Genomic DNA, 16,637 nt, shown 5'->3' with positions numbered 1-16,637 from the left:
GTACACTCGGATGAGTCTCGGCCATTCTTATCTTTCGGACCAGGAAGTCATCCTGCGGCCAGTCGTCCGACCGCGGCCACGTCGCGGCATCAGAAAGGAAACGCTTGTCCGCGTGCTCCTCACCGGAATGTTCTATCTAACACTCTTGCGAACAACCGGGATGTGGTATGGCTATCCCTCAAACTTCAATGAAGATGCATCTGTTGATCCGTTCGCGCAGAAACTGATGCTGTACAGCCTCATTCCGCTGATCGGCCTTTACTTCGTATTGGAACCAAACCGTTTCCTTTCCTATTTTCGTAGGATACCGGTTCTGGTTTTCATCGTTATTATAATTTCAATCATTTCCCTTGGGCTTTCCATCAGTTTTAGCGCATCCGTGCGCGGCATAGCCGCCGTCGCCGTGCTGACAGTAGCGCCGTTGCTTTACCGACATCGATACGGCAGCGTTGAAACCTTCCGGCTCCTGGCGACCTTTGGTATGTTCGCGGCGTTTGCGAACATCCTGTATACCGTGGCCTTGCCAAGATATGGTGTGATGGGAGGATCCTATGCCGGCATGGTTAAGGGTCTATTCTACCACAAGAACGGCCTAGGTCAGTTTTGCGCCGTTAGTTTCATAACCATGCTGTCGCTGGGAATGCCGAGGGGGCCATTACGCTATAGCCAACTTCTACGCTGGGCGGCGTTGCTGTGTACTCTCCTACTCATCGTTGTTTCCAAATCCTCGACTGCGGTTGTTATGGTGGCTATCGGCGTGGCCACATTGGCCGGCTCACGTATGATGCAAACCGTGAGAAACTCACTGGCGCGCTCCTTCATTGTTTTCTTCTTCTGCATTATTTTGGGAGTGGCGGCATCCTTCGCCTATCTTGGCGTTGCACAAGTGATTGCGGACGCATTTGGAAAAGACCTTACCTTTTCCGGACGCACCAACATCTGGGAACAATTGCTGCCTCTGGTATACGACCGCCCTCTTTTTGGTTACGGTTTTGCCGTTTTCCGTCAGCCTGAAATTATGGAGCAATATGTCTCGCTGACCTTCGACGCACGCTCCACCCATAACACCTACTTGGAACTTGCGCTCAACATCGGGGTGCCGGGCATGATTGCCTGGACAGCCTTTATTCTCCAGCGTTTGGGCGGCCGTCTAGTAACGATCCAACGTTCTACCGAGCTTCGTGCCACACACTCCAAGGAAGTTGCAATCATTCTTCTGATCGTGGTTGGCTCAATGATGGAAGCGGGAATGATGCTGGCACCAGTCATTCTCTGGCCCTACCTGGTTGTCTCGCTTCCGCTAAGCAGAATGAAGAGCGGTGGCTCGTCGATGAACACACACAGTGGATAGAAGTTTTACTTATTTTGCGATCGCTGCCGGTGGCCGTGCTTTGATTTATACGTTCATCGAAAAGCCAGTGGGGCGCTACTTCAAATCCATCAGCCTCAGAGCTAAGGTTGTTGCGGCTTAGCGCCTTGGCCTGAAAGTTGGAATCGATCTTTCGGAAAGCACGATGCCTAGACGCACGGCTCCCAGCGCACTGGAAGCCGCCCATTTTTCAACTGGTCGATCTCACACGGCGTCGAGGCCGTGGATGACAGCGCATTAGTTGAATCGGTGCTTGGGCGCATTCGTTGCGGGATGTGTAGAGGTGAAAGTCACCACTGTTCACACAGGAGCTGAAGCGAATTCAGCGCACCGGCGTATCAATATGCCTCACAATACCAGTCACCCAAGACTGTTTGTCGGAAAAAGACGTCGTCCTCATTTTCTCCTCGCCATCCGCCGGAAGGACTGCCCTGGCGGCAACCTCCGAGCCGACCGTCGATAGATGCTGGTTGTCTATGAACAACGGGGCGCCGTCGGCGGCGGAAAAACTGCACCGAGCTCCCGGGCAAAGCGCGTTGAAAGGATCGACCAGGGCCACGCCAGGCGGTGATTTCTCCGCGACACGCGTGATGATATCCCTGACCGGATCGTTGAAATTCGCGACAGCTTTCATCGGAGCATCATATGGTGTCAGATCACGATCGCCGTCGATCCATCTTCCAAACGCCGCTCTGAAGGGTATCGCACGCTGGAGCACGGCACGGACAGGGTTAAAGTTGAACAGCGGAACGTCTTGCAGAAGGACGACATCCTTGTTCATGGCCCGCAATTGGGCGACCTGCGATGCAAGTGCCGACTCCAGGGTCGGCCCATTTTGGTTTTCGGCCTGCTCTGCGCCATTGGCGCCTGGGCTGATATAGCGCGAACCGGTCTCTGCCTCACGCATCGGAGCAGACCAGTACCCGGCCAGGATAACTTTCTTGATCGCGTCGTTTTCACGCAGCAAACCCAATACTTTGGCGTTATAAGCCGAGCATTCTGCAGCATGGAGCGGATGATTGGGCATATAGCGCGTGGCGTCTGTCAGCGGCGGGCAGGATGTTTTGGTAAAGACGTAAAGCTGGTAACCCCGCTCTTGCGCGATGGCTCGCAATCCGGGCGCAAGTGCAGCCGCATGGCTGTCGCCGATCAAGGCTATCGCAGGCTCGGTATTGCCTGCAGGTTGGCAGTTGCTGCCGAGAGCTGGGGCGGTTGCACCATAAGATACGAGGCACGCTTCACGCCCGCCTGCGATCTCTTCAATCCTGGCAACCTGTGAACCAAATCTCTGTGGAACGCCGGCCAGTAGCGCGGTCAGCGCGAAAGGAAGCGCGAAAACCGCCAGGGCCGTTGCGTAGCGCCAAAGTGTGCGGCCATTGGAAAGGCCCGGGCGCCGAAACGGTTTCTCCACGAGATAATACGTCAGAACCGCCAAAATAAATGAGAGTCCAACGATGAGCAAAGCCGTCGATTGCGGCAATGGCCAGACGGATGCGACGCTGGCGAAGCTCAAAAGAGGCCAATGCCACAGATACCAGGAATATGAGACAAGCCCGATAAAAACGAACGGCCGCGAACCGAGTGCAAAAGCCAAGATCGAGCTTGGCGTCGCAATCAGCAGCGCCGACCCGAGAACCGGCAAAAGCGCCGCAGCTCCGGGAAAAGGCGTGGAATCGTTGTAGACGCAGATCGGGACGACAATCAATATCGCGCCGATCAATGCAATGGCATTGACGACTGCGCTTCCCCCCCGATCGAGACGCAAACCCTTTGTCTCCATCACAGCGAGAATGCCGCCAATCCCCAGCTCCCACGCGCGTGTCGGAAGCAGGTAAAAGGTGAAAGCCGGATTGATCTTCAACGCTGCAACGGAAAATATGAAGGAGAGTACGACAAGCGATGCGATTGCGGGAAGAATAGCCCGCTTGAAGTAGCGGTTCAGGAACAAAATGACCCAGGGAAAGACCATATAAAACTGTTCCTCCACGCCGAGACTCCAGGTCATCAGCATGGGCAGCTGGTCGGATGCCGGCGAGAAGTAGTTGCTGGAAAGCCAATAATAGACGTTAGAAAAGCCTAACATGGCGGCAACGGCACTATGCGAAAATTTCCTGAACTCGCCCGGGGACAAGAGGAGAAAACCGATCAGAAACGAAACAGCCAATACGAAAAACAGCGCCGGCAAGATGCGCCGTGCCCGCCGCGCATAGAATCTTGTGAATTTGAATTCCGATTTTAGAATGTCGCCATAAATGTGTCCTGTAATGAGATACCCGGAGATGACGAAGAAAATGTCGACACCAACGAATCCGCCGGAAAATGACCTCAAACCTGCATGAAACAGCACAACGGAAATGACGGCAACCGAACGAAGACCATCTATATCGGGACGGTAAGTGCGTACGGGATTGTTGTGCATCCGATTGTCCTTTCGAGGTGATACAAGACGATACACTGTCACTCGCGAAGTCAATGCCGGCCGAGCCACTCACATTGCATTGCATTCAAAAATGGTGCATTGCAATAGGAAATCACACTCTCCAACGCATGGCTCGCAAAATGTGAACAATTCGCAACGGGCCTAAATATGCTGAGACACCATAGCAGCGCGAACCATAAGATAGTGCGAGGATGGATCTAATATGACTGACGGAAAAAAACGGAAAATTCTCGCCGCTTCGTCCGGAGGTGGTCACTGGGAACAGATGATGGCTATGCGCGCCGCCTTCGAGGGTAGCGAGGTATTTTTCGCCACCACGATTCCCGGTCTCTTAAAAAAGTACGATATCAGCAATGGCTTGGTTTTGCCCGATTGCAGTCGGGATTCAATCGTTATGTCAATCAAGTGTTTTTTCAGCGCGTTCTACATTGTCTTCAAGCTGAAGCCCGATGTCATCCTGTCGACGGGAGCAGCTCCAGGCCTGTTCTGCCTGTTGGCCGGCAGGCTCATGGGCAAACAAACGATCTGGATCGATAGCGTCGCCAATGTCGAGAAACTGTCCTTATCGGGAAAATTGGCCGGCCATATTGCAACGCTCTGGCTCACGCAATGGCAACATCTCTCGCGGCCGGATGGCCCCCATTACGCAGGAGCTGTCCTTTGATCCTTGTCACCGTCGGAACGCAGCTGCCGTTTGATCGCCTCGTCAAGGCGGTCGATACCTTCGCCAAGGATCTGACCAGACCGGTGCTGGCGCAGATCGGCAAGGGCACCTATACTCCACAGAACATGAAATGGATCAAGAATATCGAGCCTGCGGACTTCGATAGGGTCTTTCGCGATGCGACTGTCATCGTCTCTCATGCGGGAATCGGCACCGTCCTCACGGCGAAGCGTTTCGGCAAACCGATCATTCTTGTTCCGCGGAAGGCGGCTCTTGGTGAGCACCGAAACGATCACCAGCTTGCCACGGTCAGCCAGCTTGTCGGCCGGCCGGGCATCTATGTCGCCCAGAACGATGACGAGCTCAAAGACTATCTCCTCCAGGACCTGGACAGCCCCTCTCATCAAGACGTGTCGGATGCCGGCCGGACGTCGCTGGTCAACTATTTGAAGGGTTATCTCGCAACAGGTTGAACCCGCCGACAGGTGCAGACACCCACAGGCGGGGGAGATTCATTCTCCGCAACCGCGGCCGGCTATGTGCCGGGCCAGTTGGGGCACGATGATTTTAGAAGCGACTTCGGGCCGCGGATGTGCGCCGTCAGGAATTGCAGCGGCCAGATCGTCAGGGGTCAGACGCTCCCAATCGGGCCGATAGTCGATAAACTCTAGGCCGCGTTTCCGAGCCTCCGCCTGATGAGCCGAAATATAGCTGCCGACGAAAGGACGGATCAGCCCACGCAGCCCCGAAAACGGATTCATCGCCATGAGGATGATCCGCGCCCGCGGCACGCGTTGATGAAGCTGATCGAGAATGTCGGCAATATTCCTTCGGCTTTGCGCCAGCGACACGAACCGATGCAATGTCGCGTCATTGGCGTAGAGCTCGATCAGAATAATATCCGGCTGCTCGGCAACGACCCGATCCAGTTGGGTCAAAGCCCATGTGGACGTCTCGCCGCTCTTTGCTACGCTGTCGACTCTCACGGATCTCTGCAGGCAGGCAGAAAGCCTTGTCTGGAGGCCGGGCTGCCATCCCCCGCGCGCTGTCAGCGATGTTCCGAAAGCCACTATTTTCAGCGGTGGAAGGTTCTCGGCATCACTCTTTCCAGTCATCAAAACCATCACGAGGCAGGCTAAAAGCAGAACCAGACCCGAGACCAGTCGCCTCTCGGTCGGCGCCGCTCGCCAAAGCCGCAAACATATCATGACAGAACCATATCTCGGCGAGAGCTATACGTCACCGGCAGGAGAACCTTGTGGAACGGCTGGCAGGCCGTTGAAGCCAGCCTTGCAGCAGGCTTGAGACAATATCATGAAGGACAGATTGTCACGTCCGCTTCAGTGCGCAAGTCAGCCTTGCATCCAACCGGGCGATAGCAGCTGCCTCGACATGCCGCAACGACGCCGAGGAGCGCCAATCACTCCTCACGAAATACATGCTGCATCTGATCGGTCAGCGGTTTTGTAAGATAAGAGATAACGGTCCGGTCGCCGATCTTGATAAAGACTTCGGCCGGCATGCCGGGATAGAGCTTTATCGATTTCAGCTTCGCGATACTTTGAGCCTCCGGCTTGACGCGCACCGGATAATAGCTGATCCCCGTCCGCTCATCCTTGACGATATCAGGCGCAATTGAGGTGATCACCGCCTGCACATCGGGCGTCGTGCGCTGATCAAAAGCGCTGAAACGCACATCGACGGATTGGCCGACATGGACCTGGTCGATATCGCGGGTGGCGACCTTCGCCTGAACGGTAAGATCGTCATTTTCGGGAACGACAAGCCCCAGCGTCTGACCGGCTTCGATAACGCCATTGACGGTGTGCACCGACAATTCGTGAACGCGGCCACTGAGCGGCGCGGTGATGTCGAGACGGCGGAGTTGATCGAGCGCAGTGCCGCGGCGCTCCTCATTTTCGGCGATTTGAGCTTCGACATCGGTCAGGTCCTTTGCGATCTCCGAACGACGGTCCTCATCCAGCTGAATCGACTGTCGGTCGATTTCGATCGCCTTGCCTTCGGCCTCCGCCTTTGCAGCGATTTCCTGACCGCTGTTACCCTGGAGATCGGCGCGGGCGCGCTTGAGCGTATTCAAACGCTGAAGCGTGACCAGACCCTTCTTGTAGAGAACATCGACGGCTTCGAGCTCCTGTTCGATCAAGCCGAGGGAATCGCCGGTGGCGTTGATCTGAACAACCAAGCCTTTGATCTGCTCGCCCAATTGATCTTTGCGCGACGCCAGCTGACTCTTCATTCCGATCAGCGCTGACCTGCGGCTGTCGAACAACTTCCGCTCGCCGTCGAGCAGCTGCTGCGCCGCGGTGCTGGATGTCAGATCGCTGAGGTTTTCTTCGACTTCGAACGACTCGGCGCCGATCCGCTCCGCCTTCAGGCGAGCGCGGCGCGCATAAAGCTGAGCAAGCGTACTCTCGACAATCGACAGCTGTGCTCTTGTCGCCGTTCCATCAAGCCGTATCAAAACCTGTCCGGCCGACACATGCTCGTTTTCGGAGACCAGAAGTTCCGAGACGATACCGCCCGTCAGATGCTGGATCTTCTTGACGTCGCCGTCGACGACAACGACGCCTTCGCCAATGACGGCGCTCGAAAGTTCCGTCGTCGCCGCCCAACCGCCGATGCCGCAAACCAACGCTATGGACAGCGCGCCGACAACCGCCACATGGCGATTGAGGGAGCGTTTGGATTCACTAATAACTTTGCTCACGATCTTCCTTCCGGCCTATTCCGCCGCATTGCCGTCGACCACGACCTTAAGCTGAGCCACGCGCTCGGCAATCGGCGTGCGCGCTGCCTCGGTCCGGCTGACCCGCGCCAGTACTTCTTCCTTAGGACCGAATGCGATCATCCTGCCCTCCTGCATCATCAGCACGAAGTCGCACACCGCCAGAACGCCGGAGCGATGCGCGATGACAACGACGATGCCGCCACGTGCACGCACGCTCATGATCGCAGCACTCAGCGCCCGCTCGCCTTCCTCATCGAGATTGGAATTCGGTTCATCGAGCACGACGAGGAATGGTTCGCCGTAGAGCGCTCTCGCAAGCGCGATACGCTGTCTCTGCCCGGCTGAAAGCGCAGCACCGCCTTCGCCGATTTCGGTCTCGTAACCGTTCGGCAGACGCAGAATGAGGTCGTGAACGCGCGCCGCCCTCGCCGCGGTAACCACCGCTTCCGGCGACATCTCTTTGGCGAAGCGGCAGATATTCTGCGCGACGGTGCCGGAGAAGAGCTCGACATCCTGCGGAAGATAACCGATATGCCGGCCGAGTGCGTCGCCGTCCCACTGGTCAAGCGCCGCGCCATCCAGGCGAATGGATCCTCTGACCGTCGGCCAGATGCCCATCATCGCCCGCGCCAGCGACGATTTGCCCGAGGCGCTGTAGCCGATGACACCAAGCGCGCTCCCGGCTTTCAGGCCGAAGCTGATATCGGAGATGACCAGCCGCTGGCCGGCTGGCGGTCCGCTGGCGACGCCTTCAACCGTGACCTGCTTGGAAGGTGCAGCCAGCGCGAGAGGGGCTTGGATCTCCGGAATTGTCTTCAGGAGGTTCGCAAGCCGCGCCCAGCTCTGCTGGGCGGAAACGAAACCGCGCCAATTTCCGATCGCCGCCTCTACAGGCGCCAGAGCGCGGGACGTCAGGATGGAGCCGGCGATGATAATACCCGAAGAGGCCTGACCTTGAATGACCAGGATCGCGCCTGTTGCCAGCGTTCCCGACTGCAGGGCGATACGGAAAATCTTCGACAGCGTCGCATAACCGTTGCCGACATCCGATGCCTGCCGGGTGATGTTCCGGTATTCGCCGTTCTTGCGGTCCCAGATCTCAGCCATGGTGCCTGCCATGCCCATGGCATGAATGACCTCGGAATTGCGGATCGAGCTCTGCGCAAATCCGTTGCGCATGTTGGCGGCTTCCGATTGCCGCTTGGAGAGCGTACGCGTGCCCTGGTTGGTCAGGAACGTCAGAATGGCGAGAACGAGCGATCCGCCGATCGCGATATATCCAATTGCCGGATGGAACAAGAAACAGATAACGAGATAGAAAGGAAGCCAGGGCAGATCGAACATTGCCGTCGGGCCCATGCCGGACAGGAAGGTTCTTATCTGATCGAAATCCCGCAGGGGCTGAAGCCCGTCTCCGCCGATCTTGACCTTCAGCGGCGCTTTGATCAACGCCCGAAACACCCGCCCATTCACCATCTCGTCAAGCGCACCGGCAACGCGAACGAGCATTCTGCTCCTGAGAACTTCGAACGCGCCCTGGAAAGCATAAAGAGTCAGCGCAAGTATTGCCAAGGCGGCCAGCGTCGGTATGCTTTTGCTTGGAATGACCCGATCATACACCTCAAGCATAAAAAATGAACTTGTCAGATAAAGTATATTGATAAGCGCGCTGGCTATACCAATGAAGATCAATCCTCCTTTGCATTTCCGCAAGGCTTTGGACGGTTCATTGACGTCAGCTGCTGAAATTTGAAACACGAAGCAATCCTCTCTACCGCATCGCGCACCAACGAATGCTGGTCCACAGTGCAGTTACAGGCCCTCAAACCCGATCATTGACATGGCTGCCTTCGGATCCCCGGCATCGTTGCCGATCCCGCTTGCGAGCCCTAACATAGAACATAAATCCCACTGAAAAATGACCGAAAATACAAACCTATCACGAGCAATTTCAGGGGGTCTAACTTTAACACTACGATAAGCAAACCAGCCGAAGCAAGTGAATATCGCAAAACCGCCAATAAGGGTTAAAAGCGGCGAGCGTGTGGCAGCTTAAATCCGACCTTTACTAACGAATTAAACTATAAATGCAATCTATAGTTTGTTTTGGCTATGTCAGACGCGAATTTTTTCGATTAAGAGGGTGCCTTTTGCATCGCCCGTTGGCGAAAACTTGGCTGCCTCGCAAATTGAGACCGCCCGCGGCTCACGGGAATGCGCCAGAATCCCGTCCAGCCTCACGCCAGGACGTACGAGGCGTGACTGCCATGGAATGCGTCGACGTTGATCGACACGCTCAAGCTGTCGGTATCGATATGGGAAGCGCCATCGGAGATTTTGTATTGGAAGAACTCACTGACTTTGCCGCTGAGGCCTGCGAGTTTGGTGGCATCGACCGTATAACTATAATCGCCGTCGCTTTCGATGTGGATGACGCCGTATTTTCCGGTCAGCGTCAGGCCGTGCTTGTCCACCGCGTTGTCCCCGAAGCGGCGCAGCAGTATTGTGCCGTTACTCGCATTGTCGTTATCAAGCAGATTTCCGTGATAGGCACTGCCGGTATCTTCCGCAATCTTCAAGCTATCGTGAACCGCAACAATTTTCGGAACGACCGCTGCAGGCACGGTCGCGGCCGGCGTTTCCACGCTAGGCGCCGGAGAAGCTACCTGAGGCGCCGGCACCTCCACATGCTCGGAAACCGGTGCGACAGGAGTCTGCCCATTGCTCGACGACGTGTCGCCGCTCGCGCTGCCCGCTGCGCTGTCAAGCTCGGCCTGCGCTTGTTCGAGCGTCTTGTTTTCACCGATGGAGAACGTGTTCTGCGCAGCGATTGTGGCGGGCATCGTCAGCGTCGACACCGAACTATCGATGACATTGTCGTAGAAGGAGCCCGAAGCAGACCTGTCGACCTTCAGTGCCGACGCGGTCAGGTCGTCGAAGACATTGTCGTGGACAATGATGTTCTCGCGGACATAGGCGGGATTGCCGACAGCGCTGACCAGAACGCCGTAGACGCCGTCGTGCAGGTAATTTCCGCTAATGTCGTAATTTTTCGCGTCGCCGGAGTCGCCAAGGCCGATGCCGTACGACCAGCTGTAGCCGCCATATCCAGAGATGTCATTGTCATGGATGGCGATGTTCGTGCCCGCCTGAGCGCTCAGCCCGAAACCGCCGCCGATAAGCGTATTGCCCTCAACCACGGCATCTTGAGCCCGGATCAGCACCAGGACGCCCTTGGCGCTATTGGTTTCCGTCTGCTCGAGATGATTGTCCTTGATCAGGATATTGCTGCTGTTGTTGAGCTGAATGGCGTCAGCCACGCTCCCCTGACTGTTGGTAACTGTATTGTTGACGAGGGTGACGCCCTTGACCTTATCCATCCAAATGCCATCGGCATGGACACCGGTCAGGGTGCTATTCTCGATCGTGATGTTCTGGCTGCTTTGAAAGCTGAGCGAGCCGGCCTTTCCGGCCAAACCGGTATTCGAGACCTCGACGTTGCGGACGATCCAGTTCGATACACTCCCGGCATAGATCGCGTTGGCGCCAGTATCGGCGATCTTGATGTTCTCGACAATGATGTTCGAAGCCTTGGAACCGTGTATCCCGTTATTGCTGCTGTGAATGACTGGCGCATCACCGATGCCATAGCTGCCGATGGTGATCGGAGCGCTGACAGTGCCGGAATATTTCAGGTCGAACTGTTCGTTAAATACACTCCCGGCAGCAAGCAACACGCTGTCACCAGGATTTAGTTTCAAGGCTTCAACAGCGGACAACGTCGCAAAGGCTGAACTCTCACCGGTTCCGCTGTTATAATCGGATCCCGTCACTGAATTCACGTAATAGACGGTCATGCTGCGATCTCCCGAGGTTATGGAAGACCTTCTAACTGCGGACATCTCTCCGGCTGCTAAAATGAAACACTAAAATGCGCGATATCTCGGAATATTCTTACATTCTGAGCATGATTATTTTAGTGTACTCAAAATATTGTATCGCGATAAGGTTGTAGAGCCAACCCACGCCCATTCTACCTCGATTCGGCACACTACCGCACTGTTATCCGGAGCAAGATGAAGCCGGCATATGCCCCGCTCCAGCGCAGCACAACGTTCCCCAACTAAACCTATATGCGGTTACGGAGGCGTTTATTTCGGCGATATACTACAACCAAGAGGTAATAGGGTCCTACGACATTGCAACTCCGCGTAATAATCCGTCATGATTACCCAATAGCCCTGCAGGGTAATACACCGCAGGACAACATTACTGCATTTGTCATAGAATAACGATTTTCTCAGTACGAAGAATCATCCAAGAGAGATTGCCACGACGTAGGCGATCACTAATTGTTAAAATTATAATATTTATGACTTTCATCGACTTACGCACATTGCACGCGTTTAATTATCGATCAATACACTCTCAAGTGCTTGTCTGTTGTTAACTACACGCTTGACTCTATGTATTAAGATAATCTTAATCATGCGGCTCGCCGAAGTCAAAAGTGACCGGCGAAGATCAATTTCAAGGAGAGACACAGATGGCTATTCACGCAACCGACGATACTGCAACATTTCTGGAAACCGACGTCATTTCCGGGAACCTGCTCAGCAACGACACATCCGATGGCAACCTTTTCCTTCGCGCCTTCGACCAGCAGAGCGTTGGTGCTAAGCAGGGCAACAATCAGATTACCGCAATCGCAGGCGACTACGGCACGTTCTACGTCAAGCCGGACGGAAGCTATACTTACGTATTGAGTGATGCTGCAAAGGTCGGCTTCACTGCCGGTGAGACGCTCCACGAACGGGTTTCCTACAAGATCTCCGATGGCGCCGGCCATACCGATTTCGGCCTATTCACGCTGAATATCCAGGGCGTCACTCAGGTAAAGCCGATTGCTGTTGACGACCATCTCAGCTTCAATGAGGGCGACGCCGTCGGCGGCAATCTGCTGACCAACGACATTCCTGGCGACAATGGCCATCTTTTCCTGCGTCAGTTCGCCAACACCAGCGTAAACGGCGACCCGACCGCAACAACGAACATTGCCGGCACCTATGGAACCTTCCATGTCAAGGCGGACGGCTCGTTTACCTATGATCTAGCCTCGGATATCGCTCCGGGCGACCATATCACCGAAACCATCCAGTACTACAAGATCTCCGATGGTCAGGGCCATACGGATGTCGGCGTTCTAACGCTCAACATCACGGGCACGGACGTCGTCTCCGGCGCCACCGTCTGATCAACGATAAACCGTCTATGATGCAACGCCCGCTGCTTACGCGGCGGACGTTGTCGGTTATCAACCAGTACCGTCACGAAATTTGGCCGTTGGCATCACTGACTAACGGGCGTCTTATCGGACGCGCAAAGGACGCTGTTACGTTCGCAATTCTCGTGTCGCGCTTTCCGAAAATCGAATTCCGCTTTTCGCGCTGATACGCTAGCTCTTTATTTCTCGCATGTCGTTATCACGACGTGCTTTGTCCGCGCTGGCAATGTTTCATCTCAGATGCGGGTGCGGGTTTAGACAGCTTAAGCTTGCTACGCTCTTCAGGAATGGCGGAGAACGATTATCTGCCGCAGCGCTGTCGAAACCGCGCTGTCGCCCCCTCTCCTACGCTCGCCCAAGTTCGATCGAAGATCGGGCGGAGCTGCGGGTTGACCTTCTTTATCGCGGCATTGACCATACAGCGATCGCCAAGTTTCAGCATTGTGGTGAGATCGCTATCAAGCGCAATCTTTGCAGCGGAAAGGGTTACGCTGGTAAAATCGTTCCAGAAATAAAACCGCGACAAAATCATTCCTTGATCGTGGGGCGCGAGCACGACCGAACGCTTCATCATTTCCGCAATCGAAACCGGCTCTTCTGCGATTTTCGACTGCACGGCCGCAAGTCGAAGCCAAAAGTTGCTGTTCGTCGGCATGCACGAGAGGGCATGCCGTAAATATTGACGCGCATTTGACGCCGCAGCTGCCCAAGCGTCGTAGTTGACATTGACGTTCTGTCGATCGAGCTGCGTCAGAATGAGCGTGACGCCGGCGGCGACGATGTCAGATCGGCAATAGTGCCCTTCGACCACCTCGACAGTACGCGCCGCATATCTGGCCGTGACATCGTTCGCGACAGTTTCGCCGCGTTCTATCCTCTCGGCGACGAGCGAAATGCTGGCCGTCCTTATCGAAGCATAGAGCTCCCGGCCGGCCAGCACCGTAAAGACCACGGCGACGATGAGGAAAACGATTCTCGTGGGCGAAACATACCGAATGCCGAGCATCAGCTTTCGGTATAGTATCGCGAATAGCGCTTATAATAATACTCGCTGGAACCGAACGTCCGGTAGAGCTTCATCTGCGCCGGATCGACCTTGGTCAATATAGCGCCGACGCACTTCGTATAGAGATCCGGTTCGGACAACAGTGTCGACTGAACCACCTTCCGCGAAGTCTTGCCCCACTCGATCACGAACACGACCGCGTCGAGCTTCGGGTTAATGGCACGTGCATCCACCACCGGAGCCAGAGGAGGCAAGTCGACGATAATGTAATCGAAACTTTGACGCGCAAACTCGAGAAGCTGATCCATACCGCGCGACGCAAGCAGCTCCGACGAATGCGGAACGCGATACCGCGCCACGGTCGGGAGGAATGCGAGCTTTGTTTTGGGGTCAAGGAGAATGAGATCCTTCAGCGGGCGATTGTCGACGATTGCTTCAAGCAAGCCGGCTTCCGCGTGGCGGCCGATGGCCCGCGTCGCTCCCGGATTGCGCATATCGGCGTCGATAAGCAGGCACCGTGCCCCTTGCATGGCCAAAAGCTTGGCAAAATTGATGGCGGTCGTCGACTTGCCTTCACCGGGCAAGCTCGAAACCACACCGATAACTTTGCAGCGCTGATCGGAGGCACTGATATCGATCGCGATTTTTGCGCTGCGAAGCGTCTCGGCGAATGCCGACAGCGGATGCTCCTCGACATAGGTCGTGGTCTTGCCGCCTCTGGCGATGCTTCGCGGGTTCCCCGGATCGACGAGCGTCGGATCATCGACGTTGTTCTCAATCAGCGGCATCACGCCAAGAGATTCGACGTCGAGCATATCCTTGACATCATCACCGGTGCGGAAGAAGCGATCGCGGAATTCACGGAAAGCTCCAATGCCGCTACCGAACGCGCATCCCAGGAACATGGCGAAAGCGATGACGAGGCTTCTTTTCGGCGCGCTCGGCTTCGTCGGCGTCTCCGCAGTCGTGATGATACGTGCGGCGGTAATTGGGAAGCTCTGCTGCTGGATCGCTTCTTGATAACGCGCCAGGAAGCTCTGATAGAGGTTCTTATAAGTATCCCGCGTCCGCTCGAGCTCGCGGAGCTGCACCTGCGTCTCGCCCGCCGTTGCGGCCACACCCGTTGCCTTATCAACGCTGTCGCGCAGCGATTTTTCGCGGGATTGCGCAACCGTGAGTTCGCTCTGATAGCTCTCGGCGATGCGATTCAGCTCGTCGAACATAAGCCGTTCGTATTCGGCCATCTCCGCACGGAGCCGGACTGCCTGAACGTGGTCGGGGCCAAGCCGCGCCTCGATCTCGGCCTCGAGCTTCGAAGCTTCCAGATATTTCTTGCGAAGGTCGTTTGAAATCGAGCTGTCGAGCACATCGGTCACGATCGCATCGGTCTGCTTGGCTTCGATGATCGACTTGATGCGGGTATATTTCGCCTCCGCCTGCGCCGTTTCGGCCTGAGCCTTGATCAACTGGCTGTTCAGCTCGGAAAGCTGCTGCTCGCTGAGCAAGGTGCCCGATCCTGCCTCGACAAGCCCATGCTCGCTGCGGAATTTCTGCACTGCGAGATCGGTGTCCAGCGCCTGCTGCCGGAGTTCTTCGATACGCTCCTGCAGCCACTCGCCGGCCCGGCGTGTCGCTTCATATTTCGAATTGAGCTTATCGACCAGGTAAACATCGGCGATGGCGGCGGCGATTTCTCGCGCCAGATCCGGCGACTGCGAGGTATAGCTGAGGTCGAGGACGTAGGATTTGCCGACACGCTCGACGTCGATATTTCCGGCGACCGTTTCCGCAGCCCATCGCCGCTTCATTTCCGCATCGGGAGCAACGGCCCCGTCGTCGGCAAACCAGGAGCGAAAATTCAGCAGAGATTTCAGCGTTGCGACAGAAAAGAGTGAGTTCTTCTGTGCAGTGAACACCGGATCATCGACAAGTTTCAGCTTGTCGACAACCGCATAGGCAATCGTATCGGACTTCAACAGCTCGACTTGGCTGAGGACCGTGCCCTCGTCATCGTCCAGCTGGCCGAAAGCCGCCAATTGGTTAATCATCTGATTGTCACTGCGGTCGATCAGCACTTTGGTCTCGGCCGTGTAGACCGGCACCGCAGTCAGGACATAGACGACACCAAGAATGGCAAAGGCGAAAGCGCACACCGCGACGATCCGCCACTGCCGGCGAACGATTGCGATAAGCTTGTCGAAATCGATGAAATCAGCTTCGTTTCCCGTATCGCGGGAAGCGTCGATACGCGGCGTAAGTTTATCTGGTGACAGCAATTTCGATCTCCAACAATGGCGTCAAGCGCTAAGATCTACAGGCAATTCCAGCTATTGTGTGACGGGGATGCTCTGACTGGTCGACTCCGTCGTATCAGAGGACGACTGCCCCGCTCCTCCCGCGCTGACGACTGTCGTCGTCGAAGTCGTCGAACTCGTGGACGAGCTGTCCTCATCGTTCGTATCCGAAACCCTCAGCGTGCCGGCAGTCGTGGTGCTGCCGTCAAACGGCGTACCGTCATCCGACCCGGGACCTGTCTGCCCGATCGAACCGGTGTTGCCGATACCGGATGCTGCCGCTGGCGCACCTGTGCCCGGACCGAGCGCCGCCGTCCCGCCTTCAGCCAGAACCTTTGCAAAGGCTGTCAGCAGCGGCGCAAGATTGGGATCGGCGCCGGCCGCCTCGGCAACAGCTTTTTCGATCGCCAGTTTGAACTGCGGATCCGAGACTTGGCAACTGTTTGCGGCTCGCCCGAGACCGGATCCGATCGCCGCCATCTGTGCGGCATTGGCCTTCTTGGCCTGCTCGAGTACCGGCAATAGGGCGTCGTTACTGCTCCCTACCAGCGCTCGAACACGCGATGACAGAACCAAGGGATCGGACATGTCGAGCAGAACAGCGGGATTGGCGGTAAATCCGCCGACGTCTGCGGGTGTGAGATTTGCGGGACCCAGGCAAGCAGCCGCAAAGGCGCTCGAAGTCATGCCGACAAAAATTGCCGCGGCAATTCCGCTATATGCAAGTTTACGATGAACACTAAACCTTGCCATATAAGTGGCTTCCTTCATCAAATCCGCTATCGGAAACAGGCCACCGGCACCGATCGTTTGCGATCGGCGCCGGCCATT

At 56.0% G+C, this 16,637-nt stretch carries 12 protein-coding genes; 4 read left to right on the top strand and 8 right to left on the bottom strand.

Annotation, left to right across the window (positions count from 1 at the left end):
• The first annotated feature begins 10 nt into the window (after positions 1-10).
• On the top strand, positions 11-1,351 hold the full coding sequence (locus GGD53_RS04135; protein ID WP_184453844.1) for an O-antigen ligase family protein: 1,341 nt from the start codon (positions 11-13) through the stop codon (positions 1,349-1,351).
• Positions 1,352-1,691: 340 nt separating this feature from the next.
• Here GGD53_RS04135 and GGD53_RS04130 read toward each other — a convergent pair whose 3' ends face one another.
• A complete protein-coding gene (locus GGD53_RS04130; RefSeq protein WP_184453842.1) occupies positions 1,692-3,788 on the bottom strand; it encodes an acyltransferase family protein in 2,097 nt (698 codons plus the stop codon).
• 223 nt (positions 3,789-4,011) lie between these two features.
• Between GGD53_RS04130 and GGD53_RS04125 the strand changes: the two genes are divergently transcribed.
• Complete coding sequence (locus GGD53_RS04125) at positions 4,012-4,473, top strand: glucuronosyltransferase (RefSeq protein WP_184453839.1); 462 nt, start codon at positions 4,012-4,014, stop codon at positions 4,471-4,473.
• The gene (locus GGD53_RS04120) at positions 4,470-4,946 is read left to right on the top strand and encodes a glycosyltransferase (RefSeq protein WP_184453837.1); all 477 of its coding nucleotides are present in this window, start codon (positions 4,470-4,472) and stop codon (positions 4,944-4,946) included. Before GGD53_RS04125 ends, GGD53_RS04120 begins: the two co-directional genes overlap by 4 nt.
• A gap of 39 nt (positions 4,947-4,985) precedes the next feature.
• Here the strand turns inward: GGD53_RS04120 and GGD53_RS04115 are convergent, their stop codons facing one another.
• The 4 genes from GGD53_RS04115 to GGD53_RS04100 form a co-directional block, all read right to left on the bottom strand.
• Positions 4,986-5,681 carry an SGNH/GDSL hydrolase family protein gene (locus tag GGD53_RS04115; protein WP_184453834.1) on the bottom strand — a complete coding sequence of 232 codons (696 nt, stop codon included), beginning with the start codon at positions 5,679-5,681 and terminating at the stop codon, positions 4,986-4,988.
• A 212-nt stretch (positions 5,682-5,893) separates the two neighbouring features.
• On the bottom strand, positions 5,894-7,201 hold the full coding sequence (locus GGD53_RS04110) for an HlyD family type I secretion periplasmic adaptor subunit (protein ID WP_184453832.1): 1,308 nt from the start codon (positions 7,199-7,201) through the stop codon (positions 5,894-5,896).
• A gap of 15 nt (positions 7,202-7,216) precedes the next feature.
• Positions 7,217-8,980: a type I secretion system permease/ATPase gene (locus GGD53_RS04105; RefSeq protein WP_184453830.1), complete on the bottom strand. Its 1,764-nt coding sequence runs from the start codon at positions 8,978-8,980 to the stop codon at positions 7,217-7,219.
• Positions 8,981-9,459: 479 nt separating this feature from the next.
• Positions 9,460-11,079, bottom strand: a complete 1,620-nt coding sequence (locus GGD53_RS04100; RefSeq protein WP_184453828.1) for a right-handed parallel beta-helix repeat-containing protein — start codon at positions 11,077-11,079, stop codon at positions 9,460-9,462.
• A gap of 689 nt (positions 11,080-11,768) precedes the next feature.
• Between GGD53_RS04100 and GGD53_RS04095 the strand changes: the two genes are divergently transcribed.
• Positions 11,769-12,476 carry an Ig-like domain-containing protein gene (locus GGD53_RS04095; RefSeq protein WP_184453826.1) on the top strand — a complete coding sequence of 236 codons (708 nt, stop codon included), beginning with the start codon at positions 11,769-11,771 and terminating at the stop codon, positions 12,474-12,476.
• A gap of 331 nt (positions 12,477-12,807) precedes the next feature.
• Here GGD53_RS04095 and GGD53_RS04090 read toward each other — a convergent pair whose 3' ends face one another.
• Genes GGD53_RS04090 through GGD53_RS04080 form a run of 3 tightly spaced genes read right to left on the bottom strand, consistent with a single transcriptional unit; the run spans position 12,808 to position 16,559 of the window.
• A complete protein-coding gene (locus tag GGD53_RS04090; RefSeq protein ID WP_184453823.1) occupies positions 12,808-13,512 on the bottom strand; it encodes a hypothetical protein in 705 nt (234 codons plus the stop codon).
• On the bottom strand, positions 13,512-15,788 hold the full coding sequence (locus GGD53_RS04085) for a polysaccharide biosynthesis tyrosine autokinase (RefSeq protein WP_184453821.1): 2,277 nt from the start codon (positions 15,786-15,788) through the stop codon (positions 13,512-13,514). Before GGD53_RS04085 ends, GGD53_RS04090 begins: the two co-directional genes overlap by 1 nt.
• Before the next feature lie 51 nt (positions 15,789-15,839).
• On the bottom strand, positions 15,840-16,559 hold the full coding sequence (locus GGD53_RS04080) for a sugar transporter (RefSeq protein WP_184453819.1): 720 nt from the start codon (positions 16,557-16,559) through the stop codon (positions 15,840-15,842).
• Positions 16,560-16,637 lie beyond the last annotated feature (78 nt).

The sequence above is a fragment of the Rhizobium aethiopicum genome (genome assembly GCF_014197535.1).
GTDB lineage: Bacteria > Pseudomonadota > Alphaproteobacteria > Rhizobiales > Rhizobiaceae > Rhizobium > Rhizobium aethiopicum_A.
This window is presented reverse-complemented; position numbering and strand designations above follow the sequence as displayed.